Origin of the sequence: Micromonospora sediminicola (assembly GCF_900089585.1) — a bacterium.
Classification (GTDB): Bacteria; Actinomycetota; Actinomycetes; order Mycobacteriales; family Micromonosporaceae; genus Micromonospora; species Micromonospora sediminicola.
Map to the genome: position 1 here is coordinate 279,880 of NZ_FLRH01000004.1, position 26,264 is coordinate 306,143.

General features: G+C 74.1%; 25 protein-coding genes and 1 pseudogene. 13 read left to right on the forward strand and 13 right to left on the reverse strand.

What is annotated here, in order from left to right:
* Positions 1 to 138 precede the first annotated feature (138 nt).
* Both GA0070622_RS22730 and GA0070622_RS22735 read left to right on the forward strand, forming a co-directional pair.
* Positions 139 to 2,745 (forward strand): glycoside hydrolase family 9 protein, encoded by a 2,607-nt coding sequence (locus tag GA0070622_RS22730; RefSeq protein ID WP_091578392.1) that lies wholly within the window; start codon positions 139 to 141, stop codon positions 2,743 to 2,745.
* Between the two features lie 76 nt (positions 2,746 to 2,821).
* Entirely contained in the window at positions 2,822 to 3,142 is a 321-nt protein-coding gene (locus GA0070622_RS22735) for a DMT family transporter (RefSeq protein ID WP_091578394.1), read from the forward strand.
* Positions 3,143 to 3,155: 13 nt separating this feature from the next.
* Here GA0070622_RS22735 and GA0070622_RS22740 read toward each other — a convergent pair whose 3' ends face one another.
* Together GA0070622_RS22740 and GA0070622_RS33260 are read right to left on the reverse strand one after the other, a co-directional pair.
* Positions 3,156 to 3,683 (reverse strand): DinB family protein, encoded by a 528-nt coding sequence (locus GA0070622_RS22740; RefSeq protein ID WP_091578396.1) that lies wholly within the window; start codon positions 3,681 to 3,683, stop codon positions 3,156 to 3,158.
* Positions 3,635 to 4,627: a GNAT family N-acetyltransferase gene (locus tag GA0070622_RS33260; protein WP_245666737.1), complete on the reverse strand. Its 993-nt coding sequence runs from the start codon at positions 4,625 to 4,627 to the stop codon at positions 3,635 to 3,637. Before GA0070622_RS33260 ends, GA0070622_RS22740 begins: the two co-directional genes overlap by 49 nt.
* A gap of 666 nt (positions 4,628 to 5,293) precedes the next feature.
* Here GA0070622_RS33260 and GA0070622_RS22760 point away from each other — a divergent pair.
* Both GA0070622_RS22760 and GA0070622_RS22765 read left to right on the forward strand, forming a co-directional pair.
* Entirely contained in the window at positions 5,294 to 6,556 is a 1,263-nt protein-coding gene (locus tag GA0070622_RS22760; RefSeq protein WP_091578401.1) for an MFS transporter, read from the forward strand.
* A gap of 12 nt (positions 6,557 to 6,568) precedes the next feature.
* Positions 6,569 to 7,102 carry a GNAT family N-acetyltransferase gene (locus GA0070622_RS22765; RefSeq protein ID WP_091578403.1) on the forward strand — a complete coding sequence of 178 codons (534 nt, stop codon included), beginning with the start codon at positions 6,569 to 6,571 and terminating at the stop codon, positions 7,100 to 7,102.
* 1 nt (position 7,103) lies between these two features.
* Here GA0070622_RS22765 and GA0070622_RS22770 read toward each other — a convergent pair whose 3' ends face one another.
* From GA0070622_RS22770 to GA0070622_RS22790, 5 genes are read right to left on the reverse strand one after another with little or no spacing between them, the layout of a single operon-like run.
* Entirely contained in the window at positions 7,104 to 7,361 is a 258-nt protein-coding gene (locus GA0070622_RS22770; protein ID WP_091578406.1) for a UBP-type zinc finger domain-containing protein, read from the reverse strand.
* Positions 7,358 to 8,938, reverse strand: a complete 1,581-nt coding sequence (locus GA0070622_RS22775; RefSeq protein WP_091578408.1) for a Na+/H+ antiporter — start codon at positions 8,936 to 8,938, stop codon at positions 7,358 to 7,360. The genes GA0070622_RS22770 and GA0070622_RS22775 overlap by 4 nt, the downstream gene beginning before the upstream one ends.
* Before the next feature lie 37 nt (positions 8,939 to 8,975).
* Complete coding sequence (locus tag GA0070622_RS22780) at positions 8,976 to 9,941, reverse strand: TIGR03885 family FMN-dependent LLM class oxidoreductase (RefSeq protein ID WP_091578411.1); 966 nt, start codon at positions 9,939 to 9,941, stop codon at positions 8,976 to 8,978.
* Positions 9,942 to 9,982: 41 nt separating this feature from the next.
* On the reverse strand, positions 9,983 to 11,395 hold the full coding sequence (locus GA0070622_RS22785; RefSeq protein WP_091578413.1) for an NADP-dependent succinic semialdehyde dehydrogenase: 1,413 nt from the start codon (positions 11,393 to 11,395) through the stop codon (positions 9,983 to 9,985).
* A gap of 12 nt (positions 11,396 to 11,407) precedes the next feature.
* Entirely contained in the window at positions 11,408 to 11,671 is a 264-nt protein-coding gene (locus GA0070622_RS22790; protein WP_091578415.1) for a DUF6343 family protein, read from the reverse strand.
* Between the two features lie 173 nt (positions 11,672 to 11,844).
* On the opposite strand from GA0070622_RS22790, the gene GA0070622_RS22795 reads away from it, so the two are divergent.
* Together GA0070622_RS22795 and GA0070622_RS22800 are read left to right on the forward strand one after the other, a co-directional pair.
* A complete protein-coding gene (locus tag GA0070622_RS22795; RefSeq protein ID WP_091578417.1) occupies positions 11,845 to 12,444 on the forward strand; it encodes an antibiotic biosynthesis monooxygenase in 600 nt (199 codons plus the stop codon).
* Positions 12,445 to 12,577: 133 nt separating this feature from the next.
* Positions 12,578 to 13,420, forward strand: a complete 843-nt coding sequence (locus GA0070622_RS22800) for a GDSL-type esterase/lipase family protein (protein WP_091578420.1) — start codon at positions 12,578 to 12,580, stop codon at positions 13,418 to 13,420.
* Positions 13,421 to 13,448: 28 nt separating this feature from the next.
* On the opposite strand, the gene GA0070622_RS22805 is transcribed toward GA0070622_RS22800, so the two are convergent.
* From GA0070622_RS22805 to GA0070622_RS22810, 3 genes are all read right to left on the reverse strand, one after another.
* A complete protein-coding gene (locus GA0070622_RS22805; RefSeq protein ID WP_091578423.1) occupies positions 13,449 to 14,183 on the reverse strand; it encodes an EcsC family protein in 735 nt (244 codons plus the stop codon).
* 37 nt (positions 14,184 to 14,220) lie between these two features.
* Entirely contained in the window at positions 14,221 to 14,370 is a 150-nt protein-coding gene (locus tag GA0070622_RS32655; protein WP_176558816.1) for a hypothetical protein, read from the reverse strand.
* Positions 14,371 to 14,462: 92 nt separating this feature from the next.
* The gene (locus GA0070622_RS22810) at positions 14,463 to 15,326 is read right to left on the reverse strand and encodes a peptidase M23 (RefSeq protein ID WP_091578426.1); all 864 of its coding nucleotides are present in this window, start codon (positions 15,324 to 15,326) and stop codon (positions 14,463 to 14,465) included.
* Positions 15,327 to 15,718: 392 nt separating this feature from the next.
* Here GA0070622_RS22810 and GA0070622_RS22815 point away from each other — a divergent pair, with 392 nt between their 5' ends.
* From GA0070622_RS22815 to GA0070622_RS22825, 3 genes are read left to right on the forward strand one after another with little or no spacing between them, the layout of a single operon-like run.
* Complete coding sequence (locus tag GA0070622_RS22815; protein ID WP_091578429.1) at positions 15,719 to 16,639, forward strand: proteasome assembly chaperone family protein; 921 nt, start codon at positions 15,719 to 15,721, stop codon at positions 16,637 to 16,639.
* A 37-nt stretch (positions 16,640 to 16,676) separates the two neighbouring features.
* Positions 16,677 to 17,474 (forward strand): exodeoxyribonuclease III, encoded by a 798-nt coding sequence (locus GA0070622_RS22820; protein WP_091578432.1) that lies wholly within the window; start codon positions 16,677 to 16,679, stop codon positions 17,472 to 17,474.
* Between the two features lie 28 nt (positions 17,475 to 17,502).
* On the forward strand, positions 17,503 to 17,823 hold the full coding sequence (locus GA0070622_RS22825) for an antibiotic biosynthesis monooxygenase family protein (protein WP_091578435.1): 321 nt from the start codon (positions 17,503 to 17,505) through the stop codon (positions 17,821 to 17,823).
* 236 nt (positions 17,824 to 18,059) lie between these two features.
* Here GA0070622_RS22825 and GA0070622_RS33265 read toward each other — a convergent pair.
* Both GA0070622_RS33265 and GA0070622_RS22835 read right to left on the reverse strand, forming a co-directional pair.
* Positions 18,060 to 18,689, reverse strand: a pseudogene (locus GA0070622_RS33265) (class F sortase); the annotation flags it as partial.
* A 452-nt stretch (positions 18,690 to 19,141) separates the two neighbouring features.
* Entirely contained in the window at positions 19,142 to 19,726 is a 585-nt protein-coding gene (locus tag GA0070622_RS22835) for a hypothetical protein (protein ID WP_091578440.1), read from the reverse strand.
* Between the two features lie 90 nt (positions 19,727 to 19,816).
* On the opposite strand from GA0070622_RS22835, the gene trmB reads away from it, so the two are divergent.
* From trmB to GA0070622_RS22855, 4 genes are all read left to right on the forward strand, one after another.
* A complete protein-coding gene (gene trmB / locus GA0070622_RS22840) occupies positions 19,817 to 20,503 on the forward strand; it encodes a tRNA (guanosine(46)-N7)-methyltransferase TrmB (protein WP_091578443.1) in 687 nt (228 codons plus the stop codon).
* 47 nt (positions 20,504 to 20,550) lie between these two features.
* Complete coding sequence (locus GA0070622_RS22845; protein ID WP_091578445.1) at positions 20,551 to 23,055, forward strand: DEAD/DEAH box helicase; 2,505 nt, start codon at positions 20,551 to 20,553, stop codon at positions 23,053 to 23,055.
* Positions 23,056 to 23,174: 119 nt separating this feature from the next.
* Positions 23,175 to 23,822 (forward strand): hypothetical protein, encoded by a 648-nt coding sequence (locus GA0070622_RS22850; protein ID WP_091583776.1) that lies wholly within the window; start codon positions 23,175 to 23,177, stop codon positions 23,820 to 23,822.
* A gap of 105 nt (positions 23,823 to 23,927) precedes the next feature.
* Positions 23,928 to 25,226: an Nramp family divalent metal transporter gene (locus tag GA0070622_RS22855; protein WP_091578447.1), complete on the forward strand. Its 1,299-nt coding sequence runs from the start codon at positions 23,928 to 23,930 to the stop codon at positions 25,224 to 25,226.
* 58 nt (positions 25,227 to 25,284) lie between these two features.
* Here GA0070622_RS22855 and GA0070622_RS22860 read toward each other — a convergent pair whose 3' ends face one another.
* Positions 25,285 to 26,229 carry an ABC transporter substrate-binding protein gene (locus GA0070622_RS22860; protein WP_091578449.1) on the reverse strand — a complete coding sequence of 315 codons (945 nt, stop codon included), beginning with the start codon at positions 26,227 to 26,229 and terminating at the stop codon, positions 25,285 to 25,287.
* Positions 26,230 to 26,264: the final 35 nt, after the last annotated feature.

The following is a 26,264-nucleotide window of genomic DNA, read 5'->3' on the forward strand; positions in this document are numbered from 1 at the left end:
TGCGCACGGGCGCGCGCGTGCCATCGGGTCGGATCGATTGACAGGGGCGGAACGCGATGGAAACATCGCCCTGATAGTGGGAGCGCTCCCAGCTCCCGTGCTCTCCTCCACCACCCCCGAGCACGGAAGGAACCCTCCGTGACCCGATCCCGTCGTCGGCTGGTCGCGCTCGCCGCGGCCACCACCCTGGCGCTCGCCGCCACCGCCGGCCCGGCCTCCGCCGAGGTGCCGCCGGACGCCCCCGAACAACTGCGCAACGGCGACTTCAGCGCCGGCGTGTCCCCCTGGTTCTCCTACGGCACCGGCGACCTGGCGGTCACCGACGGCCGGCTCTGCACCACCGTCGCCGCCGGCACGGCCAACCCCTGGGACGCCGGCATCGGCCAGGACGCGGTGCCGCTGATCTCCGGCGCCGAGTACGAGCTGTCCTTCGACGTCTCCGCGACCCCCGGCGCGGCCGTCAAGGCGGTGCTCCAGCTCGGCAGCGCCCCCTACACCACGTACGCCAGCGTCGACGCCACCGCCACCGGCACCGCGCGGCACGTCACCACCACCTTCACCTCCCCCGCCGACAACGCCGGCGCCCAGCTCATCTTCCAGATCGGCGGCAGCGCGCAGGCGCAGACGTTCTGCCTCGACAACGTCTCGCTGCGTGGCGGCGAGGCGGCCCCGCCGTACGAGCCGGACACCGGGCCGCGGGTCCGGGTGAACCAGGTCGGCTACCTGCCCGGCGGGCCGAAGCACGCCACCGTGGTCACCGAGGCCACCGGGGCGCTTCCCTGGCAGCTGAGGTCGGCCGGCGGTGCGGTGGTGGCCAGCGGCGAGACCACGCCGCGCGGCACCGACGCCGCCTCGGCGCAGAACGTGCAGACCGTCGACTTCTCCGCGTACCGCACGCCGGGCACCGGCTACACGCTCACCGTCGACGGCGAGACCAGCCACCCGTTCGACATCTCCGGCACGCTCTACGACCGGCTGCGCGCCGACTCGCTCCAGTTCTTCTACGCCCAGCGCAGCGGCATCGCGATCGACGGCGACCTGATCGGCGCCGAGTACGCCCGCCCCGCCGGCCACCTCGACGTCGCGCCCAACCAGGGCGACACCGACGTGCCCTGCCAGCCCGGCGTCTGCGACTACACGCTGGACGTGCGCGGCGGCTGGTACGACGCCGGCGACCACGGCAAGTACGTGGTCAACGGCGGCATCGCCACCTACCAGCTGCTCAACGCGTTCGAGCGGACCAAGACCGCGGAGACCGCCGACGGCGGCGCGGCCCTCGGTGACGCCACGCTGCGGGTGCCCGAGCGGGGCAACGCCGTGCCGGACGTGCTCGACGAGGCCCGCTGGGAGCTCGACTTCCTGCTGCGCATGCAGGTGCCGGCCGGCAAGCCGCTGGCCGGGATGGTGCACCACAAGATCCACGACAAGAACTGGACCGGCCTGCCGCTGGCCCCGCAGGACGACCCGCAGCCGCGCGAGCTGCACCCGCCGTCCACCGCCGCCACGCTCAACCTGGCCGCCGTGGCCGCGCAGTGCGCCCGGCTGTTCGCCCCGTACGACGCCACCTACGCGGCCCGCTGCGCCACGGCCGCGAAGACCGCGTACGCGGCGGCGAAGGCGCACCCGGCGATCTACGCCTCGGCCAGCGACGGCACCGGCGGCGGCGCGTACGACGACACGAACGTCACCGACGAGTTCTACTGGGCCGCGGTCGAGCTGTGGCTGAGCACCGGCGACAAGGCGTACCTGGCCGACGTCACCGCCTCGCCGCTGCACACCGCCGACGTCTTCACCCCGAACGGCGCGTTCGGCTGGCAGAGCGTGGCCGCGCTGGGCCGGCTCGAGCTGGCCACCGTGCCGAACACGCTGCCGGCCGCCGAGAAGACCCGGATCCGCGCCTCGGTGACCGCCGCCGCGGACCGCTACCTGGCCGCGCTCGCCGACCAGGCGTACGGGCTGCCGCTGCCCGGCACCGCCGACGCGTACGTCTGGGGCAGCAACAGCAACGTGGTGAACAACGCGATCGTGCTGGCCACCGCGTTCGACCTGAGCCGGGACGCGAAGTACCGGGACGGCGCGGTGCAGAGCGCCGACTACCTGTTCGGCCGCAACGCGCTGAACATGTCCTACGTGACCGGATGGGGTGAGCAGAACGCCCACAACCAGCACAGCCGGATCTTCGCCAACCAGTTGAACCCGGACCTGCCGAACCCGCCGGCCGGCTCGCTCGCCGGCGGCCCGAACGCCGCCCTCCAGGACCCGTACGCGGCGAACCTGCTCGCCGGGTGCGCGCCGATGTTCTGCTACGTCGACGACATCAACTCGTACGCGACCAACGAGGTGGCGATCAACTGGAACTCGGCGCTGGCCTGGCTCGCGTCGTTCCTGGCGGACCAGGGTGACGCCTCGGCCGTGCCGGCGCCCACCTGCGCGGTCACCTACAGCACCCACGGCAGCTGGCCGTCCGGCTTCACCACCCAGGTGACGGTGCGCAACACCGGCACGACGGCGGTGAACGGGTGGACGCTGCGGTGGGCCTTCACCGGCGGCCAGAAGGTCAGCCACGCCTGGTCGGCGGAGGTCGCCCAGACCGGCGCCACGGTCACCGCGAAGAACCTGTCGTGGAACGGGAAGCTCGCGCCCGGGGCGTCCACCACGTTCGGCCTGAACGGCACGGGTTCCGCGACCCCCAACCCCGACCCCACCCTGGTCACCCTGAACGGCAGGGCCTGCACCGTCTCCTGACCGACGCCCGTGCGGTGGTGGCGCCTGCCCGGCGTCACCACCGCACGGCCGGCGAACCGCCGGGTACGGTCCCGGCATGGCGTATCTGCTCCTGGCGCTGGCGATCACGGCCGAGGTGGTCGGCACCAGCCTGCTCAAGGCGAGCGACGGGTTCACCCGACTCTGGCCCACGGTCGGCCTGGTGGCCTGCTACCTGGCCGCGTTCGGGCTGCTCGCCCTCGTGGTCCGGGACGTCCCGGTCGGCGTGGCGTACGCGATCTGGTCCGGGCTGGGCACCGCCGCGATCATGGCGGTCGGGGCGGCGTTCCTGGGCGAGCCGCTCAGCGTGACGAAGGTGGTCGGGGCCGGTCTGGTCATCGCCGGCGTGGTGGTGCTCAACCTCGGCGGCGCGCACTAGGTGCGGGCCGGGTTCAGCCTCCGGCCGCGCGGAGCAGCCGGAGCTGGCCGATCTCGGCGGCGTTCTTCATCAACTCGGCGTTGACCCAGGCCACCAGGTGCGCCACCGTGAGCCCGGCGTCGGCCGGCCAGGGGTACGCGGACGGGCGGGCCAGGTCGGCCTCGGTGAGGCCGTCGAGGATGTCCGCCCACTCCGCCCGCAGCCCGCCCAGCCAGGAGACCGTCGCCGCGCCGGGCCCCGGCCACCGCACGTCCGCCCGTTCCCGTGCCGGTCGCTGCCGCAGATTGTCGACGGCCACCGACCACCACCAGCCGATGTGCCAGGTGAGCCAGGCGATGGTCGGCACGGGCACCGGATCCGGCTCGGTGTCCGCCCAGTCCGGAGACCATCCACCGGCCGGGTCGGCCCGCATCGTCCAGCACAGCGGAGCCGGCTCCCAGAGGAAGTCCGCCGGGTCGAGCCGGTCGAGGTGGTATTCGACAAGCGCCCAGGTCAGGTCGAACTGCCAGCGCGGCAGGGCCGGATCGGTGGGGACGGACACCGGGCGATGGTGGCACGACCGGGGTCGCCGGTCGACCGGTTAACCGTCCGGGAACTCGGGGTGGGCGGCGGCCCGCCGGACCATGTCGTCCCACTGGCGGGCGACCGCCGCCAGGTCGTCCCGTCGGCTCCGCTCGAACTCCGCCAGCTCTGGCGCGACGGCGCGCAGCGCGGCCTGCCCGGCCGGCCGGCGGCACCCGGCGTCCGACCCGCTCCCGCGCCACCAGCGCCACCCCGCTCCGGACGGTGTGTGTCCCGGACCGGGATGCGCCCATGGCATTCCACCGACGGCGTTGACGGACGGTGGGTGGAACACCGCGTCGCGGCAGGGACGACGATGCCGCAGAGCGCGATATACCGCTGAGTCATAAATATGACCAGGCGGTATATCGCACAACAATCATCGTTGCCCGCTGCCCGCGGCCACCGGGTCAGCCGACCGTCCGGCGCATCGCGACCCGGTCGGCCGGATCGAGCCCGAGCGCCGCCTCGACGACCAGCAGCCCCGACCAGCCCCGGCGTCAGTGCGGAGGCGTCCAGCTCGCGGAATCCGCAGCGCGCGTAGTACGGCCCGTTCCACGGCACCGACCGGAACGTGGTCAACGTCAGTGCCGGCAGCCGCTCCGCCGCCGCCCACCGCGCCACGTCGTCGAGCAGGCCCCGGCCGATCCCGCGCCGGGCGTAGGCCGGGTCGACGCTGAGCTGCTGCACGTGCGCCGCGCCGTCGACGAGGTCGACCAGCGCGAACGCGATCGGGCGGTCCGCCGCGTCGACCGCGACCCGCAGCCGGCCGGCGCGTTGCCCGGTGGCGAGCGCGTCCAGCGGCAGCGGCGGCATGTCGGCCACCCGGGTCATGCCGATCTCGCGGAACGGTGCGCCCGAGGCCACCTCGATCCGCTGCACCTCGGCCAGCTCGTCGGCCCGGGCGGTCCTGCTCACGTCCACGGGCCGACCCTGGCAGAGCGGGCCGGCCGAGGCGACCAGATTTCTCCGGACATGCCATCGTGCCGCGCTATGGCCCGAGCGCGACCTGCGCACCGGCACACCACGGACCTCTCCGGAGCCGGCCGGGCAGCGGGCAGCGGGCAGCGGGCAGCGGGCAGCGGGCAGCGGGCAGCGGGCAGCGGGCAGCGGGCAGCGGGCAGCGGGCAGCGGGCAGCGGGCAGCGGGCAGCGGGCAGCGGGCAGCGGGCAGCGGGCAGCGGGCAGCGATGATTGTTGGGCGATATACCGCCTGGTCATAATTATGACTCAGCGGTATATCGCACTCTGCGGCATCGTCGTCCCTGCCCCGACGCGGTGTTCCACCCACCGCCCGTCAACGCCATCAGTGGAACGCCACGGGTGCATTACGGCCCGGGACACGCCCACCGCGCTCCACCCACCGCCCAGCAACGCCGATCGACGGAACGCCATAGGTGCGTCGCGGCTGGGAGGACACCCGCCCCGCCCGGGCGTTCCGACGGCGGCCGGCCAGCACGCGCACGGTGTGACCGACCTCGCCTCGGGCGGGACTCCGACGCCGCGTCTTCGTGTCTAGCGTCGGGCCCATGACCCGCAGTCGACGCCACCCGGCCACCGAATCCCGCGCGGCAGCGCCCGTCGGGCACTGATGGGACGGGTCTCCCCGTTCCCGCCGCCCGGGCCGCTGCGCACTCTCGCGCTCGCCACGCTGGCCAACACGGTCGGCACCGGGCTGTGGCTGGCCGGCGGGGCGCTCTACCTGACCCGGGACGTGGGGCTCTCCCCGACGTCGGTGGGTGCGGGTCTGACCGTCGCCGGCCTGGTCGGGCTGACCGCCAGCGTGCCGCTGGGCGGCCTGGCGGACCGCTGGGACCCGCGTACGCTGCGGGCCGTGCTCCAGGTCTGCCAGGCGTTCGCCGCGGCCGCGTACCTGCTGGTCGACTCGCTCGCGATGTTCCTGGTGGTGGCGGTGCCGGAGGCGCTGCTGTCGGCCGGGAACCTGGCGGTGCGGGCGGCGCTCGTCGCCGCCGTCGGCGGCCCGGCCGGACGGGTGCACGCCTTCGCCACGCTGCGCGCGGTGGCCAACCTGGGCATCACCGCCGGCACCGCGCTGGCCGGGATCGCGCTGGCCGTGGACACCCACCGGGCGTACCAGGTCCTGGTGGTCGGCAACGTCGCCACCTATCTGCTCTCGGCGGCGCTGTTGCTGCGGGTGCCACGGCAGCGGGCCGGCGGCGGTGCGCGGCGGGTCACCGACGCGGCACGGCGCGGCGGGCCGTTGCGGGACGGCCGCTTTCTCGCGGTGAGCGGCGCGTCGGCGGTGCTCGGTACGCACCTGACCGTGCTCACCCTGGTCGTGCCGTTGTGGACGGTCGGCCGGGCCGGCGCGCCGCCCCCGGTGGTGTCGGCGGTGCTGCTGATCAACACGCTGCTCACCGTGCTGGTGGCGGTCCGGCTCAGCCGGGGCGCCGACACCGCCGCCCCGGCCGCCCGGAAGCTGCGCCGGGCCGGGCTGGTGCTGGCCGCGGCGACCCCGCTCTACGCGGCGACCGCCGGTCTGCCGGTGCTGCCGGCGGTCGGGCTGCTGCTGGTGGCCACCGCGGTGTGGACGGTGGGCGACCTGTGGCAGGGCGCGGCCGGCGCGGGGCTCGCCTACGACCTCGCGCCGCCGCACGCGATCGGCGCCTACCAGGGGGCGGACGGGCTGCTCGCCGGGCTGGCCCAGGCGCTCGGCCGTGGCCTGCTCACGCTGCTCGTGCTCGGTGGCGGCGCGGCGGGCTGGCTGGTGCTCGGCGCGCTGTTCGCCGCAGTCGGGCTGACCGCCCCGGCGCTGGCCCGACGCGCGGTGGCGAGCCGGCCGGCGCCCACCGGGGAGCCGGCCGCCGCCGGGCAGCCGGTCGCACCCGTGTAGCAGCATGGCGGGATGACCGACCAGCGGAGCATCACCATCCGTCCCGGCGGGCCGGACGACGCCCCCACCGTGCTGCGCCTGCTCGACAGCGCCACCGCGTGGCTGGTGGAGCGGGGCCGCACCGACCAGTGGGGCACCACGCCGGCCTCGACCGACCCCCGCCGGATCGACCAGGCCGCCGCGTGGGCCGGCGGGGGCGGCCTGCACCTCGCCGAGATCGACGGCACGGCGGCCGGCGCGCTGGTGGTGGGCGCGGCGACGGAGTACGTGCCGCCGCCCACCGAGCCGGAGCTGTACGTGAACCTGCTGGTCACCGACCGGGCGTACGCCGGTCGCGGGGTCGGCGCGCGGCTGCTGGCGCACGCGGCGGAGCTGGCCCGCGACCGTGGGGTCGGCCTGCTGCGGGTGGACTGCTTCCGGAGCCCGGACCGGGCGCTGGTGCGCTTCTACGAGGGGTGCGGCTTCACCGCCACCGACCCGTTCACGGTCGAGCGGCCGGGGCGGGCGCCGTGGCCCGGGCAGGTGCTGGCCCGCCGGGTCGGCTGAGTCAGCCGATCTCCTCGTCGACGAAGCACCAGCGCCACGACTCGCCCGGCTGCACCGACCGCATCACCGGGTGCCCGCTGCTCTCGAAGTGCTTCGAGGCGTGCTGGTAGGGCGACGAGTCGCAGCAACCCACGTGCCCGCAGCTCAGGCAGGCCCGCAGGTGCACCCAGTCGTCGTTGCCGATGGCGACGCAGTCGGGGCACTCGGTGGTGGTGCCCGGCTCGGCCCCGCCCGGCTCGGTCAGGTGCTGGCAGCTCATTCGTCGACCTCCTGTCGCAGCAGGGACTCTTCCAGATCCAGATCACGATAGGCGCGGGTGAGCACCTCCTCCGGGATCCGGCCGGAGTCGCGGGCGGCGCGGAACACCTCCCGCTCGGCGTCGATCATCTCCTGTCGCAGCCGCGCGTACGCCTGGGAGGGGGTCTCCCGCTCGGTGCCGCCGAGCCGTTCCCAGGCCACGTTGGCGCGGGACGTGGTCAGCCCGCGCAGGCGTTCCACCACGGCCTCCGGCGCGCCCCCGGCCAGCGCGTCCAGCCGTTCCCGGGCCGCCCGGCTGGCCTGCTGCTGCACCCCGGCGGCGGAGAGCGCGTCCTGCACCGGGTCGTCCGGCGGCAGCCGCAGCCGCCGGGCCAGCCACGGCAGCGTGGCGCCCTGGCCGACCAGGGTGGCCACGATCACCGCGAACGCCAGCCAGATCAACAGCGCCCGCGGGTAGGGCCGGTCGTCAGCGAGGGTGAGCGGCAGGCCCAGCGCGGCGGCCAGCGTCACCACGCCGCGCATGCCGGCCCAGCCGATGACGATCGGGAACCGCACCGGGGGCGCCGGGTCGCGCCGCCGTACCCGGGGCACCAGCCGGGCCAGGTAGGTGGCCGGGAAGACCCAGACGAACCGGGCCAGGAACACGGCCGCCAGCACCGCGACGGTGATCGCCGCCAGCGAGCCGACCGGCTCGTCGAGGTCGCGCAGCACCTCGGGCAGTTGCAGGCCGACCAGCAGGAACACCAGCCCTTCCAGCAGGAACTGGATCAGCCGCCAGAACGCGGTCACCTGGAGCCGGGAGGCGGCCGACATGAGCAGCGGCAGCTTGTGCCCGATGCCCAGGCCGGTGACCACCACCGCGACCACGCCGGAGGCGTGGATCTCCTCGGCGGCGAACACCACCGCGAATGGGATGATCAGCGACAGCGCGTTGTCCAGCACCGGGTCGGTGATGCGTTTGTGCAGGTAGCCGAAGACCACCACGCCGAGCAGCCCGACCAGGACACCGCCGCCGGTGGCGACCACCACCTCCCGGGCCACGTAGCCGAAGCTGACCCCGCCGGCACTGGCGGTGGCGGCGACGATCGCCACCCGCAGCAGCACCAGCGCGGTGGCGTCGTTGACCAGGCTCTCGCCCTCCAGGATGGTGACGACCCGCCGGGGCAGGCCGACCCGCCGGGCCACCGCGGTGGCGGCCACCGCGTCGGGCGGCGCCACCACCGCGCCGAGGGCCAGGCAGATCGCGTACGGCAGGTCGGGCAGGAACAGGTGCACCACGGTGCCCACCACGAACGCGGTGAAGATCACCAGTCCGACGGCGAGCAGCAGGATCGGCCGCAGGTTGAGCCGGAACGCCGGCACCGACGTGTTCACCGCCGCCACGTAGAGCAGCGGCGGCAGGATGCCGACCAGCACCAGGTCCGGGTCCAGCCGCACGTGCGGGACGAACGGCAGGAAGGACAGCGCGAGACCGAGCACGACCAGCAGGATCGGTGCGAGCAGCCCGAGTCGTCGGGCCAGCGCCGCGCCGAAGGTCGCGATCGCCAGGAAGACCACGACCTCGAACAGAGCTTCCATGGGGTCAGAGCCTAGGCGTCCGGCGGCCGGACCGTGATCACGCGCCCCCGCGCACCTTCGGCAGCACCTCCGCGCCGAACGCGTCGACGAACGCCCGCTGCTCCTGCCCGACGTGGTGCAGGGCGATCTGGTCGAAGCCCAGCGCCACGTACTCCTCCAGCCAGCCGACGTGCCGGCCCAGGTCGGCGGAGACGTTGACGGTCTCGGTGACCTTCGCCATCGGCACGTCGGCGCTGGCCACGTCGAAGTGCTCGGCGGTCTCCAGGTCCCAGCAGACCGGCGGGGCGAAGACGTTGCTGCGCCACTGCTCGTACGCGATCGCCTCGGCCTCGGCCTGCTCGGGCGCCCAGCTGACGTGCACCTGCAGGTGCAGCGGTCCGCGCCCGCCGGCGTCCCGGTAGGCGTCGATCATCTGGCGCAGGTGGTCCACCGGCGCGTTGACGGTGATCAGGCCGTCGGCCCACTGGGCGCACCAGCGGGCGGTGGCGACGCTGACCGCGGCCCCGACCAGCGCGGGCGGCTCCTCGGGCCGGGTCCACAGCTTCGCCCGGTCCACCGTGACCAGCCCGTCGTGGCTGACCTCCTCGCCGGCCAGCAACGCCCGGATCACGTCGACGCACTCGCGCAGCCGCGCGCTGCGCAGCTCCTTGCGCGGCCACACGTCGCCGGTGATGTGCTCGTTGCTGGCCTCGCCGGTGCCCAGGGCGGCCCAGAAGCGGCCCGGGTACATGGCGCCGAGCGTGCCGATGGCCTGCGCGATGATGGCCGGGTGGTAGCGCTGGCCCGGCGCGTTGACCACGCCGAACGACAGGTTCGTGGCCTGGAGCGCGGCGCCGAGCCAGGACCAGGCGAAGCCGGACTGGCCCTGCCGCTCGCTCCAGGGCGAGAAGTGGTCGGAGCACATCGCGGCGTCGAAGCCGGCGCGCTCGGCGTGGATCACCGCCTCCAGCAGCTTCGCCGGGTGGATCTGCTCGTGGGATGCGTGAAAGCCGAACGCCGTCATGGGCAGCACTCCTACCCATGACGGCGTCCGGCCAACCGTGACTACTCGGCGTGCGCGCCGGCGCCCGCGCCGGCCTCCCCCTCGCCGATCCAGACCGTCTTGGTGTTGCAGAACTCCCGCATGCCCAGGGCGGACAGCTCGCGGCCGTAGCCGGAGTTCTTCACGCCGCCGAACGGCAGCTCCGGGTAGGACGTGGTCATGCCGTTGATGAAGACGTTGCCGGCGTCCAGGTCCTCGGCGAAGCGTTCCTGTTCGGCCGGGTCCGTGGTCCAGGCGTTGGAGCCGAGGCCGAAGCTGGTGCCGTTGGCCACCTCGATCGCCTCGTCGTACGAGCCGACCCGGTAGAGGCCGGCCACCGGCCCGAACACCTCCTCGCCCCACATCCGCATCTCGGGCCGCAGGTCGGTGACCACGGTCGGCGGGTAGAACCAGCCGTCCCCGGCCGGCTTCTCGCCGCCGCACAGCACGGTGGCGCCCTGGTCGACGGCGTCGGTCACCTGCGCGTGCACCTCGTCCCGGCCGCGCTCGCTGGCCAGCGGGCCGACGTCGGTGTGGTCGTCCATCGGGTCGCCGACCCGCAGCGCCGCCATCCGGGCGGCGAACTTCTCGGCGAACGCGTCGAAGACGTCGGTGTGCACGATGAACCGCTTGGCGGCGATGCAGGACTGGCCGTTGTTCTGGCAGCGGGCGGTGGTGGCCACCTCGGCCGCCTTGTCCAGGTCGGCCGAGGGCATCACCACGAACGGGTCGCTGCCGCCCAGTTCCAGCACGGTCTTCTTGATCTCCCGGCCGGCGATCTGGGCGATGGACCGGCCGGCCGGCTCGCTGCCGGTGAGCGTGGCGGCGCGCACCCGCGGGTCGCTGAGGATCCGGTCCACCGCGTCGGAGCCGACGAGCAGGGTGGTGAACGCACCCTCGGGGAAACCGGCCCGGCGGAACACGTCCTCCAGGTAGAGGGCGGTCTGCGGCACGTTGGAGGCGTGCTTGAGCAGGCCGGTGTTGCCGGCCATCAGGGCCGGCGCGGCGAAGCGCATCACCTGCCAGAGCGGGAAGTTCCACGGCATCACCGCGAGCACCGGGCCGATCGGCTGGTAGCGCACGTACGCCCGCTTCGCCTTGACCGCGGCGGCGTCGGCCGGCTCGTCGGCGAGCATCCTCGGCGCGTTCTCGGCGTAGAAGCGGCAGGCGGTGGCGCACTTGGTCACCTCCGCCTTCGCGGCGGCGTACGTCTTGCCCATCTCGGTGGTCATCAGCCGGGCGGTTTCGTCCCGCTCGGCGTCGAGCAGGTCGGCGGCGGCCAGCAGCCACCGGGCGCGCTGCGCGATCGTGGTGTCCCGCAACTGCCGGTACGCGAGGTGGGCGCGCTCGATGGCGGCGTCGATCTGTTCGTCCGACATCGCGTCGTACGTCTTGAGCACCTGTCCGGTGGCGGGATTGGTGGTGGCGATGGGCATCTCGTACTCCTGTCACTCGAACAGTGAGTGCCGCACGCCCGGCTCCTCCCGGCGGCGGGCGGCGCGGCGGCGCTGGATCACGACCAGGTCGACCACGGCCACCACGGCGAGGAGCGCGCAGACGACGCCCAGCCAGGCCACGTCGGCGGCGAACGCGAGCACCGCGAAGACGGCCATCACCACCAGACCGAACAGGGCCAGCACGAGGCGCAGGTTGAGCGCGCTGTTCGCGTGGCCGACCGTGCCTCGGGCGCGGCGGGGCTGTGATCGGGTCATTCCTCCCGGCTACCCCGGCTCGGCCGGGGTTAACCGGTGGGGCGCGTGGTGGCGCCGCCGGGCCGGTGATCCGGGACACCCGGCGGGTACGCGGTGGATGGCGCCACCGGTCGGGTGCGTTACATCGGTCTGCCGGTACCGACGGAGATCCCGCGGCGGTGGAGAGGATGGGCATGACCACGACGCAGGCCGTACCCGTGACCGTCGCGGTCTCCCGGCGCGCCGACCCGGCGCGGACCGGTGAGATGGTGGCGTGGATGCGGGCCGGCACGGCGCTCGCGGAGAGTTTCCCCGGTTTCCTCGGCGCCGGCTTCGTCCGCAGCGCGCCCGGTTCCGCCGAGTGGCACGTGATGTACCGCTTCGCCGACGCCGACACGCTGCGCGGCTGGGAGGACTCGCCGCAGCGGCACTGGTGGTTGAGTTCGGCCCAGGGCATCGTCGAGCACACCCGGGTGGAACGCCGCACCGGCATCGAGGGCTGGTTCGACCCGCCGGTGGACCACGTGGTGGAGACGTTCGGCGAGGCCGAGCCGGTCGTGCCGGCCGCGCCTCCGCGCTGGAAGCAGGCGGTCACCATCTGGCTGGCGTTCTTCCCGCTCAGCCTCACCGCCACGCTGCTGACCGCGCGGTTCCTCGCCGACGTGCCGCTGGCCGGGCGGACGCTGCTGATGACGCTGGTGCTGACCCCGCTGATGACGTACCTGGTGCTGCCGCGCATCACCCGGGCGCTGCACTGGTGGCTGCACGGCCTGCCCACGCCGTGGCGCCGGTGAGTTCACGATCGGGTCACACCACACCCATGTGAACGACGGTCGTCGATGGCAGAAAGGCGACAGAGCCCCCGGACGGACGGTCGAGGCGCATAGGGTCGACGGGCCCGTTGGTGCCGCCGGACGGGGGACCTGAATGCCTCGACGTTGGATCGCCGCGCTGGCCTGCCTCGCGGCGCTGGTCGCGCTGGCCTGCGACGGCTCCGGCTCGGCGTCGCCCCGCCCGACCGACACGCCCCGCCCCGGCGACCCCCGGGTGCTGACCGCGCTCGGCGACTCGATCAGCACCGGCTTCGGTTCCTGCCTGGTGCTGGTGAGCTGCGAACGCCACTCCTGGTCGACCGGGGACAGCCTGCGGGTGGAGAGCGTCTACCGGCGGCTGCGGGCCGACGCGCCGGCGCTGCGGGCGTACAACCGGGCGGTGCCCGGCGCCCGCGCGGCGGGGCTGGCCGACCAGGCCCGGGCCGCGGTACGCGACAAGGCCGACCTGGTCACCGTGTTGATCGGGGCGAACGACGCCTGCCGGGACGACGTCGACGCGATGACGCCGACCGCCACCTTCCGGAACCAGGTCGACACCGCGCTGGCCGTGCTGCGCAAGGGCCGGCCGAAGGCGCGGGTGCTGGTGGTCAGCATCCCGGACCTGCACCGGCTCTGGCAGCTCGGGCACACCGAGCCCCGCGCGGTGCGGGCCTGGTCGCGGGGCGTCTGCCCGGCGCTGCTGGCCGACGCCACGTCGACCGCGCCCGCCGTGGTCGCCCGCCGGGCCCGGGTCCGGGAGCGGCTCGAGGCGTACGACGCGCAGCTGCGCGCCGCCTGCCGGGCCTACGGTTCGCGCTGCCGCTGGGACGGCGGCGCGGTCCACCGGCACCGGTTCGACCTGGACCAGGTCAACGCGCTGGACTGGTTCCACCCCAACGCCGCCGGGCAGGGCCGGCTGGCGGAGGTGGCCTGGAACGCCTCCCGCTGGAACGACTGACCGGCCCGACGGGCGGTCCGACCGTCGGTCAGGGTTGGCGCGGGCCGGGCAGTTGGCGGGGCCCGGCGTCGCGGTAGAGCGCCCGGGCCCGGTCGGCGAGTTCCCTGGTGGCCGAGGAGTTGGCCCAGGTGCCGAGCACGATGGCGGCGCCCGGGACGACCTTGGCGAACATCCGCTTGGCGGCGCGCACCCCGGCCATCCGGGCCAGCCGCACCCCGAGCTGGAGCATCACCCGGCCCAGCGCCCGGTCGCCGGCCGAGCCGAACAACGCGCCGGCCCGCTCCCGGCCGGCGGCCACGCCGAGCGCCAGCCGGGCGGTCGCGGCGACCTTGTGCACACGCTGGAGCACCAGCAGGTCCGTCGCCCGGTCGGTGTGCGTCGGGTCGGCGCCGTAGGCGGCGGCCACGTGCAGCACCAGCCGGGCCTGGGTCCAGGCCAGCACGCCGACGTCGATGACGGCGCCGGGCAGCCCGGCGGCGCCGGAGACCGCGCCGGAGAGCCGGGCGTGGTTGACGAACCGGCGGACCGCCTGGTCGGCCAGGTGCTCGGCCGGCACGTCCGGCCGCAGCGCCCGCTCCCGGGCGGCCCACTGCGCGGCCTCCGGGCCGAGCCGGCGCACCGCCTCCAGGGCCAGGTGCTCCGGCGCGTACTGCGGGTCCTCGCGCATCCGGTCCCAGAGCGGGGCCGGGGGCGCCTCGGGCGCGTCCACGGGCGGGCCTGGGGCGGCGTTGTGCTGCCCGTCGACGGGGGCGGGGTCGGTCACGGGGGGCTCCGAGGCTCGTCGGGCGGGGGTGGGCGGGTCAGCGCCGGCGCGTCGACGACAGCCGGGTGGCGATCTGCCGCAGCCGGGCCTGGTTCTCCGGCTTGGCCATCTCACGCCGGCCGCGGTCGACCAGCTGCTGGCCGCGCGGCGACCGCAGGAAGGCGGTGATCCGTTGCATCAGCGACATGACGTCCTCCTGTCCGCGGTCCCCATCATGTGTACCTGGAACCGGCAAGTCCCTGATACCCGGACCGGCCGTCCGGCAACCGTCCACACCGGTCAGCCCAGGATCTCCGCCACCACCTCGCCGGCCCGCCACTCGTGCTGCGCGTACGCGTCGGGGAACGCGGAGATCTGGACCGCCTGGGCGGCGACCGAGAGCGGCAGGTCCTGCCAGCCCGGGATCTCCTCCAGGGCGGAGAGGAACGCCTTGGTCGCGTACTCGGGGTCCATCAGCTCGGCGACGGTGCCCCAGCCGCTGCTCGGCCGCTGCTGGAACAGCCCGACCGAGTCGTGGTCCCAGCCGATGGCCTGGTGCGGGTACTCCTGCGACTCGGGCAGCACACCGCTGGCGTAGTTCAGCAGGGTGCTCTCCTGCATGGCGGTGGCCACCGCGATGACCAGCGCCCGGCGCGGCACGCCCATCTCCCGGCCGGCCCGCACGATCTGGGTGGCGTTGTCCATCTGGGCGCGGGTCAGGCCGGCGACCGGAACGATCCGCCGCGGCTTCGGCTTCGGCTTGGCCTTCGGCTTCGCCTTGGCCGTGACGGTCGGGGAAGGGGTGGCGCTCGGTGTGGTCGGCGCGGTGCTCGGGCGGGCCATGCCGCGCGAGGCGGCGTCCACCGCCGCCCGCTCGGCGGCCTCGGCGGTGGGGGCCGGGGACGCGGCGCGCTCGGGGGCGCCGAAGCCCACCTGGCTGACGCCGACCAGGCCGAGGCAGCAGGCCGCGCCGGTGGCGACCGCGAGCCTGGTCCGGCCGGGCCGGGGGGCCACGGGGGTGCGCAGGGCCCGGAAACGGGTACGCCAGCTGCCGGTGGCCTCCGGCGGACAAGCGGTTGTCGGATCGGTCGAGGGGGTATCGTCCGAACGGTCAGCCGGGCGGCCGGGGCCGTTCGGGTCGTCGAGGGTGCCGTCGTCACGCATCCGACGAGGCTAGGCAGGGCAAACCGGGATCACCCAGGCCTAATGGGTGGCCCTCGCCACACTTTGGTCCGGACCTGCCCGACATTGCCCCACACCACGCCTGGAGCAGGGTCAGAACCGGCGAACCGGACCAACCTCCGGTCCGCCGAGAGCCCGGGCGGCGCGGGCAGGAACCTCGCAGCCGCCCACCTCCCGGCCGATGATCCACTAACTCGTCCGTTCGGACGATACGGCGGTGGGCCGGCCGATCCGGGGCGTGGCCGAATTGTGATCACCAAACGGGCAGCGGACCGGTCCGTAACGGAATGGACCACACCCCCCGGTACGTTGGCCGAACCGGGGGCGCCGTGCGCACGGCGCTTCCGTACGCGTCGACAGGGAGGACCCCACCGGTGCTCGACCCACACGAGCTCTACGAACTCACCGACGAGCTGCCCGACCTCGGCCAGCCGGTGCTGATCCAGGCGCTCACCGGCTTCGTCGACGCCGGCAGCGCCTCCCGGCTGGCCCGGGAGCAGCTGCTCACCTCGCTGGACACCCGGGTGATCGCCCGCTTCGACGTCGACCAGCTCTTCGACTACCGCTCCCGCCGGCCTGTGATGACCTTCGTCGAGGACCACTGGGCCGACTACGACGCCCCGGCGCTGGAGCTGCACCTGCTGCACGACGACGACGAGACGCCGTTCCTCCTGCTCACCGGCCCCGAGCCGGACCTGCAGTGGGAGCGCTTCGTGGCCGCCGTCGCCGGCCTGTCGGCCCGCCTCGACGTCCGGCTCACGGTCGGGCTCAACTCGATCCCGATGGCCGTACCGCACACCCGGCCCAGCGGCGTCACCGCGCACGCCACCCGGCCGGAGCTGATCTCCGGACACGAGCCGTGGTTGCAGAAGGTGCAGGTACCGGCCAGCGTCGGCCACCTGCTGGAATACCGCCTCGGTGAGCAGGGCCGCGACGCCCTCGGCTTCGCCGCGCACGTGCCGCACTACGTCGCCCAGACCGAGTACCCGGCCGCCGCCGAGGCGCTGCTCGCCGCCGTGTCCCGGGGCACCGGCCTGCTGCTGCCCCGCGACGGCCTGCGGACCGCCGCCGAGGTGGTCCGGGTGGAGATCGACCGCCAGGTCGCCCAGACCGAGGAGGCCGCCACGCTGGTCCAGGCCCTCGAGGAGCAGTACGACACGTTCGCCCGGGGGCGCGGCGAGAAGAGCCTGCTCGCCGCCGAGACCGGGCCGCTGCCCACGGCCGACGAGCTGGGCGCCGAGCTGGAGCGCTTCCTCGCCGAGCAGACCCACCCGGGCGACACCCCGGAGCGCTGACCCGGCGGGGCGGCCGGGGATGCGGCAGGCTGGGGACATGCGCCTGGCGACCTGGAACGTCAACTCGGTGAAGGCCCGCCTGCCCCGGCTGCTCGACTGGCTGGCCACCACGAAGCCCGACGTCGTCTGCCTGCAGGAGACGAAGTGCCCGGACGGGGCGTTCCCCGTCGCCGAGGTGGGCGAGCTGGGCTACGAGGTGGCCAGCCACAGCGACGGCCGGTGGAACGGGGTGGCCGTGCTGTCCCGGGTCGGGCTGGCCGACGTGGCGGTCGGGTTCCCCGGCGAGCCCGGCTTCCCCGAGCCGGAGGCCCGGGCCATCTCCGCCACCTGCGACGGCCTGCGGGTCTGGTCGGTGTACGTGCCCAACGGCCGCACCCCGGACGACCCGCACTACACGTACAAGCTGGCCTGGTTCGCCGCGCTGCGCGACGCCCTGGAGGCGGAGGTGGCCGCCGCCCTCCCGCTCGCCGTCTGCGGCGACTTCAACGTCGCCCCGACCGACGCCGACGTGTGGGACCCGGCCCTGTTCGCCACCTCCACCCACGTCACGCCGGCCGAGCGGGCCGCCCTGGCGGCGCTACGCGACCTGGGCCTGGAGGACGTGGTGCCGACCCCGATGAAGGGCCCGCACCCGTTCACCTACTGGGACTACCGGGCCGGGATGTTCCACCAGAACAAGGGCATGCGGATCGACCTGGTGTACGCGACCGCGCCGTTCGCCCGCGCGGTCCGCTCGGCGTACGTGGACCGGGAGGCCCGTAAGGGCAAGGGCCCCTCCGACCACGCCCCGATCGTGGTCGACGCCGACCTGGTGCCCGCGGTCGAGGCGTTCTGACCGGCGGGCCGCTCGCTAGGGTGGACGCATGGCAGTCGTGAAGATCAACGCGATCGACGTCCCGCCGGGCGCCGGCGCGGAGCTGGAGAAGCGGTTCGCGGCCCGGGCCGGCGCGGTGGAGAACTCCCCCGGTTTCCTGGGCTTCGAGCTGCTGCGCCCGGTGGCCGGGGAGAGCCGCTACTTCGTCTACACCAGGTGGGAGACGGAGGAGGACTACCAGGCCTGGGCCCAGGGACCGGCGCGGGCCGCGCACGCCGCCCCCGAGGGCGCCGAGCCCCGCAAGCCGGTCGCCACCGGCGCCACCCTCCTGGAGTTCGAGGTCGTCCACCAGGTCCCCCCGACCCCCTGACCCACCCAGGTCCCCCGGCCTGGCGGACCCAGCACCTCCCGGCCTCATCACGTCTCCGAGGCGCAGCGACAACCGCTCCGGCTCCGGCTCCGGCTCCGGCTCCGGCTCCACATCAGGCTGCGCCGACGGTTCGACTCCGTGGTGATATACCGCCTGGTCATAAATATGACTCAGCGGTATATCGCGCTCGGTCACACCGTCGTCCCGCCGGGAAACCGCTGCGGGTGGCGAGGCGGTCAGGGAACGCGGGAGGCGAAGACGATCACGTTGTCCTCGTAGCCGGTGCGGCCGCCGACCCACTCCCCGCCGCAGGTGATCAGGCGCAACTCCGACGGGCCCGAGTCGCCGTACACGCGGGCGGCCGGCAGGTTCGCCTTGTCGAAGTACTCGACGCTGTCGACCTTGAAGGTCACCACCGTGCGGTCCGACCGGGTCACCTGGATCCGGGCGCCCGGCTTCAGGCTGTGCAGCCGGTAGAACACGGCCGGACCGCTCTTGGTGTCGACGTGACCGACGATGATCGCCCGGCCCGGCTCGCCCGGGACCGCGCCCCGGTCGTACCAGCCGGTCTGGTTGTGCTCGGTCAGCGGCGGCACGTCCACCGAACCGTCCCGCGCCTGGCCGACCGGGGTGACCGGCGCGGTGACCTTGATGGCCGGCACGGCCAGGCGGACCGGCAGGCTGGCCGGTTTCCGGACCGGCGCCGGCGCGGGCGGCGGTTGGCTCGACCCGGCCGACGCGTCGGTCCAGTCGAACGGCCCGGCGGTCCGGCCGAGACCGGCGCCGGTGGCGAACACGCCGACCAGCACCAGCACCACGGCCAGCGGCTTCGACCAGGGACCGCGACCCCGGTCCCGCCCCGGCGGCGGGGCCGGCGCAGCGGAGACCGGCGGGCCGGAGGCCGGCGGGCCGGAGGCCGGCGGACCGGAGACCGGCGGGCCGGAGGGCCGGCCGCGTCCGGGCGGCGGGTCGGCCGGCGGTGGGGTCCAGGGGCGCGGCCCGGTGAGAGGCGCGGGCCCTGGTCGGCCTTCCGCCGGTGGCGGATTCCACGGCTGCGACCCGTCGGGGGGCGGGTTCCACGGCGGTGACGCGGCCGGCGGGGGGCTCCACGGCCGAGCAGGGGCCGCCGGACCGCCGACCGCCCGCGCACCGACGGCACCCGGGCCACCGGCGGGCTGGGCGGGGCCGGCCGCGGGCGGACCGAGGCCGGAACCCCGGCCGGTGGCGGGCGGCGCGGCGGCCGGTGGCAGGGCGAACAGCGCCCAGCCGGACAGCCGGGAGCGGCCGGGCGGCGGGACGGTGTGCTCGTCCATCGGACTCAGCGCCCGGCGGCGCCGCGGGCCTGCCGGCGGGACGCGGCCACGCCGAGCCCGGCGCCGACCATGGTCACGGCCAGCCCGATCGGCACCAGCAGGCCGCCGAGGCCAGGGCCGGCGGTGCCGCCGAAACCGGTCGCCGGGCCGCGGCTGGGGACGTGGCTGGGCTGGTGCGTGGGCCGGCGGGTCGGCTCGGCCCGCTTGACCACCTGGAGCATGGTGGACGCCGTCTCCCCGCCCGGGCACTCCAGCTTGACCCGGTAGTTGCCGGGCCGGGTGCGCTCGTTGACCATCGGCGAGGCGGTGAGCAGGCCGCGTTGCGGCTGCACCTGGATCCGGCCGAAGGCGTCGGAGACCACGATCGCCGGCACCGAGCTGTCGCGGCAGCTCGCCCGGATGCCGACCAGGTAGCCCGGCTGGACGGTGCCGGGCGTCACCTCGACGAAGATCACGTCGGCCGGGGGCGGCTGTCCCGGCACCGGCTCGGCGGCGCGCGGCGCGGCCTGGGCGGACGCCGCGCCGACCAGCGGGGCGGCGCACGCGGCGACCGCGACCAGCAGCGCCGCACGTCCCCTGACTGACCCCATGAACCCTCCCGGCGTACGGGATGAATCCTCTCACCCCCGGCCGCACATCACATCCGATCCGGGCCGCCGGTCGCGTAGGCTCGGGTCGCTGTGACCACCACCGACACCGCCACCGCCCGCATCCGGACCTTCCACCCGCGTCGCGGGCGGATGAGCGACCGGCAGCGCGACGCGCTGACCCGGCTCTGGCCCGCGTACGGCCTCCAGATCGCCGCCCTCGACGGGCCGTGCGATCCGACGACGCTGTTCGGGCGGCGGGCGCCGCTGGTGCTGGAGATCGGCTCCGGCATGGGCGACGCCACCGCCGCGATGGCGGCGGCCGACCGGGACCGACACTATCTGGCGGTCGAGGTCCACACGCCGGGAATCGCCAACCTGCTGGAGCTGGTCGAGCGGCACGGCCTGGACAACGTCCGGGTGGCCGAGGGTGACGCGTTGGACCTGGTCCGGGCCATGCCGGAGGGCTGTCTGGACGCGGTGCACGTCTACTTCCCGGACCCGTGGCCGAAGACCCGCCACCACAAGCGGCGGATCATCGCGCCGGCGCACGTGGCGCTGCTGCGGTCCCGGCTGGCGCCGGGCGGCACGCTGCACTGCGCCACCGACTGGGCCGAGTACGCCGAGTCGATGCGCGAGACGCTCACCGCCGACCCGGAGCTGGTCGACGTGCACGGCGGCTACGCGCCGCGTCCGGCGCACCGGCCGGTGACGAAGTTCGAGCGGCGCGCGCTGACCGCCGGCCGGGAGGTCTTCGACCTGATCCACCGGCGGCGCTGAGCCCGGTTGGCGCGGCGCGGTGTGACCCAGGCACGATGGGAGCCGCCATGACTCTCACCGCCGCGCTGCCGAAGACCGCCGACCCCGACACCCTCTACGACGCGTTCGCCTCCTGGGCGTCCGAGCGCGGCCTCGACCTCTATCCGCACCAGGAGGAGGCGGTCATCGAGATCGTCTCCGGCGCGAACGTGATCATGAATACGCCGACCGGCTCGGGCAAGAGCCTGGTGGCGATCGCGGCGCACTTCGCGGCCCTCGCCGACGACCGGACGACCTTCTACACCGCGCCGATCAAGGCGCTGGTCTCGGAGAAGTTCTTCGCGCTCTGCGAGGTGTTCGGCGCGGAGAACGTCGGCATGCTCACCGGCGACGCCAGTGTGAACGCCGACGCCCCGATCATCTGCTGCACCGCGGAGATCCTGGCCAACCTGGCGCTGCGCGAGGGTCGCCGGGCCGACGTCGGCCAGGTGATCATGGACGAGTTCCACTTCTACGCCGAGCCGGACCGGGGCTGGGCCTGGCAGGTGCCGCTGATCGAGCTGCCGCAGGCCCAGTTCGTGCTGATGTCCGCCACGCTCGGCGACACCACCCGCTTCGTCGACGACCTGACCCGGCGCACCGGCCGGCCGACCGCCGTCGTCCGCTCGGCCGAGCGGCCGGTCCCGCTGCTGTTCTCGTACGCGACCACGCCGCTGCACGAGACCCTCGAGGAGCTGCTGGAGACCAAGCAGGCCCCGGTGTACGTGGTGCACTTCACCCAGGCCGCCGCGCTGGAACGCGCGCAGGCGCTGATGAGCGTGAACGTCTGCACCCGCGCCGAGAAGGACATGATCGCCCAGGCGATCGGCAACTTCCGGTTCACCTCCGGCTTCGGCAAGACGCTGTCCCGGCTGGTCCGCCACGGCATCGGCGTGCACCACGCCGGCATGCTGCCGAAATACCGCCGCCTGGTGGAGACGCTCGCCCAGGCCGGGCTGCTCAAGGTCATCTGCGGCACGGACACGCTCGGCGTCGGCATCAACGTGCCGATCCGCACCGTGCTGTTCACCGGCCTGTCGAAGTACGACGGGGTGCGGACGCGCCTGCTCAAGGCCCGCGAGTTCCACCAGATCGCCGGCCGGGCCGGGCGGGCCGGGTTCGACACGCTGGGCCGGGTGGTGGTGCAGGCGCCCGAGCACGTGATCGAGAACGAGAAGGCGCTCGCCAAGGCCGGCGACGACCCGAAGAAGCGCCGCAAGGTGGTGAAGAAGAAGCCGCCGGAGGGCTCGATCGGCTGGGGCGAGCCGACGTTCCAGCGCCTGGTCGAGGCCGAGCCGGAGCCGCTGACGTCCAGCTTCCAGGTCAGCCACTCGATGCTGCTCAACGTGATCGGCCGCCCCGGCGACGCGTTCGCCTCGATGCGGCACCTGCTCACCGACAACCACGAGGACCCGGCCGCCCAGCGCCGGCACATCCGCCGGGCCATCGCCATCTACCGGGCGCTGCGGGCCGGCGGCGTGGTCGAGGAGCTGCCCGAGCCGGACGAGACCGGCCGGCGGGTGCGGCTCACCGTCGACCTCCAGCTCGACTTCGCGCTCAACCAGCCGCTGTCCCCGCTGGCGCTGGCCACCGTCGAGCTGCTCGACCGGGAGTCCCCGTCGTACGCGCTGGACGTGCTCAGCGTGATCGAGGCGATCCTCGACGACCCGCGGCAGATCCTCTCCGCGCAGCAGTTCAAGGCCCGCGGCGAGGCGGTCGCCGCGATGAAGGCCGAGGGCATCGAGTACGAGGCCCGCCTCGAACTGCTCGACGAGGTGACCTGGCCCAAGCCCCTGGCCGAGCTGCTGGAGGCCGCGTACGAGATGTACCGGCAGGGCCACCCCTGGGTGGCCGACCACCAGCTCTCCCCCAAGTCCGTGGTCCGGGACATGTACGAGCGGGCCATGACGTTCCCCGAGTACGTCCAGTTCTACGGCCTGTCCCGGTCCGAGGGCCTCGTCCTGCGCTACCTCGCCGACGCGTACAAGACGCTGCGGCAGACCGTGCCGGAGGACGCCAAGACCGAGGAGCTGGTCGACCTCATCGAGTGGCTGGGTGAGCTGGTCCGCCAGGTCGACTCCAGCCTGATCGACGAGTGGGAGCGGTTGCGCAACCCGTCCGACGTGGCCGAGGTGGCCGCCTCGCTGGACGACCGGCCGCCGGCGGTGACCCGCAACGCGCGGGCGTTCCGGGTGCTGGTGCGCAACGCGCTGTTCCGCCGGGTCGAGCTGGCCGCGCTGCGCCGCTGGGACCTGCTCGGCGAGCTGGACGCGGGCGACGGCTGGAACGCCGACGCGTGGGCGGACGCGCTGGAGCCGTACTTCGAGACGTACGACGGGATCGGGGTGGGGCCGGACGCGCGCGGGCCGGCGCTGCTCATGATCGAGCAGGGTCGGGAGCGGTGGACCGTGCGGCAGATCCTGGACGACCCGGACGGCGACCACGACTGGGGCATCAGCGCCGAGATCGACCTCGCCGCCTCGGACGAGACCGGCGTGGCGGTGGTCCGGATCACCGACGTCGGGCAACTGTAGGACTCCGCGAAAAAGGGCCGCCCGGGATGTCCGGGCGGCCCTTTTCGTACCCTGGGCGATGTCAGCCCCGTCGATTAGAATGTATGTACTAATCGAGCTGTTGACCTGGGAGGATGCTCGTGACCGCGCCCACCTCCGCCGCCCCTGTCACCCCCTACGCCACCCTCCTCGGGTTCACCCGCTACGTGGACCGTACCGGCCCCACGAAGGCCACCTTCGTCGGCGGCCTGCGTCGCCAGCGAGCGAGCCGGCACGGGTTCAACCCGCACGGCCAGTTCGTCAAGGCGCTCAAGGCCGACGTCGCGTTCCACACCGGCGGCACCCACCTCGCCCAGGTGGTCGACCTGGTCAAGCCGCGCTGGCGCCCGCTCTACGAGGCGCTCACGCCCGGCGCGACCCGCTGGCTGCACTCGCTCGGCGAGCCGGCCGGCGTCGACCTGGCCCAGACCCGCGACGCCCTGGCCATGCTGGGCGACCTACCCGTCAAGATCAACCCCCAGTTCGGCGTACGCTTCGCCGACGGCCGGGCCGAGGCGGTCCGGCTGCACTTCGACGAGGCGCCGCCGAGTGAGGAGGCGACGCTGGCCACGCTGCACCTGATGGCCCGGCACATGGACGCGGTGCTGCCGCACGCCGAGCCGGTGCTGGTCGACGTGCGTCGTGGCGAGGCGCACCGGATGCCCACCGACGTCAAGCCCGAGCAGATCGAGCAGTGGCTGGCCGGCGAGGCCGCCGCGTTCCGGGCGATCTGGTCCACCGCCGCCTGAGCGACGGTCGCCGGCGGGGCGGCCACTTCTCCGAGTGGTCGCCCCGTTGCTCCCCTTTCGGGAATATCTGGGGCATTCGCGAGGCAGGGTCGCGAAGCTCGGCTCATGACACTGCCCGATCGTCTTGCGCGGCGGCTGCCGGCTCCGCCGGTGCGCCACGCGCCGCGGGGCCCCGCGCGGGATCTGCCGTCGCGACCGGCGGCCACGCGCGGCCGGCTCATCCTGCTCGGGCCGGCGTTCGTGGCCGCGGTCGCCTACGTCGACCCGGGCAACTTCGCCACCAACTCCACCGCCGGCGCCCGCTACGGCTACCTGCTGGTGTGGGTCGTCGTGGCGGCGAACCTGGCCGCCATGCTGGTGCAGACGCTCACCGCCAAGCTCGGCCTGGCCACCGGCCGCAGCCTGCCCGAGCTGTGCCGGGACCACCTGCCCCGGCCGCTCAACCGGGCCATGTGGGCCCAGGCCGAGCTGGTCGCCATGGCCACCGACCTGGCCGAGGTGATCGGCGGTGCGGTGGCCCTGCACCTGCTCTTCGGCATCCCGCTGCTGCCCGGCGGCGTGATCGTCGGCACCGCCGCGTTCGCCGTGCTGGCGCTGCGGTCCCGCGGCTTCCGCACGTTCGAGATCGCCATCGCGGTGCTGCTCGGCGTGATCGTGCTGGCGTTCGCGGTCAACCTGGTCACCGCCGGGCCGGACCTGTCCGCCACCGCCGGCGGGCTGCTGCCCCGCACGGCGGGCACCGACAGCATGCTGCTCGCCGCCGGGATCCTCGGCGCGACCGTGATGCCGCACGTGATCTACGTGCACTCGGCGCTGACCCCGAACCGCATCCCCACCAGCGGCGAGGCGCAACGGCGGACGGTGGCGAGGGGCCTGCGGATCGACGTGCTGGTCGCGCTCGGCATCGCCGGCGGGGTCAACCTGGCCATGCTGCTGGTCGCGGCCACCAGCTTCCACGGCAGCGGCATTCCCGGCACCGACACGCTGGAGGGCGTGCACGCCGGGCTGGCCGGCACGCTCGGCGCCACCGCGGCGGTCGGCTTCGCCGTGGCCCTGCTGCTGTCCGGCCTCGCCTCGACCAGCGTCGGGACGTACGCCGGCGAGGTGATCATGCAGGGTTTCCTGCGCCGCCGGATCCCGCTGCTGGTGCGCCGGACGGTGACGCTGCTGCCCGCGCTGGCCGTGCTCGCGATCGGCGTCGACCCGACCCGGGCGCTGGTGCTGTCCCAGGTGGTGCTGAGCTTCGGCATCCCGTTCGCGCTGATCCCGGTGGTGGCCTTCACCCGCCGCCGCGACCTGATGGGCAGCCTGGTCAACCGCCCGGCCACCACGGCCGTCGCGGTGCTGATCACCGCGCTCGTGGTGGCGCTCAACGCGTTCCTGCTCTGGCAGCTGGTCGCCTGAACGCGACCGCGCCCGCCCGGGACGGATCCCGGGCGGGCGCGGTGGTGGCGCGAGGTCCTCAGGCGGCCAGGTACTTCTCCAGGTCGTCCAGGATCTTGTTGGCGGCGCCGACGCCGATGCCGGTCATCCACACCTCGTCGGAGACCACGTGCGCCTTGCCCGCCTTGACCGCGGACAGGCCCTGCCAGAGGCTGCCGGTGGTGACCTTGGCCTGCTCGGCGGCGGCCTTCTCGCCGTACGCCGTCACGAACACCACGTCGCCGTCGACCTCGTTGACCCGCTCGGCGCTGACCAGGTCGAAGCGCCGGTCCTCCTTGCCCTCCAGCAGCTGACGCTGCGGGCGGCCGAGGCCGGTGTCGCCGACCACGATGCCGGAGAACGAGTCCGGGCCGTACACCCGGATGTTGCCCGGGATGAAGCGCACGATGGAGATCTTCCGCGACGGGGCGTCGCCGAGCGTCGCGCCGAAGTCCTTCGCCCGCTTCTCGTACGTGGCCAGCAGGTCCTTGGCCTGCTGCTCCCGGCCGAGCGCCTGGCCGTCGAGGAGGAAGTTCTCCTTCCAGGTGATCCCGACCTTCTCCGTGAACACGGTCGGGGCGATGGCGGACAGCTCGTCGTAGAACTTCTCCTGGCGGAACTTGCTGCCGAGGATGAGGTCCGGCTTGAGCGCGTTGATCGCCTCCAGGTCGGGCTCGGTGAGCACGCCGACCTCCTTGATGCCGGCGAGCTTGTCCGCGCCGAAGTAGGTGGGCCAGCTCTTCGCCTCACCGGCGGTGGCCGCGCCGACCGGGGTGACGCCCAGGGACAGTGCGGTGTCGATCTTGTCGGTGTCGAGCACCACCACGCGCTTGGGCTCGGTGGGCACCTTGGTGGTGCCCATGGCGTGGGTGATCTCCCGGGTCTCCCCGGAGCCGGTGCCGGCGACGGGGTCGCTCTCCCCGCAGGCGGTGAGGCCCACCCCGAGGGCGAGGGCGGCGGTGAGTGCGGCGGCGAGACGACGCATCAGGTTCCTTTCCGTGGTGCGGGTGCGGGCCGGCG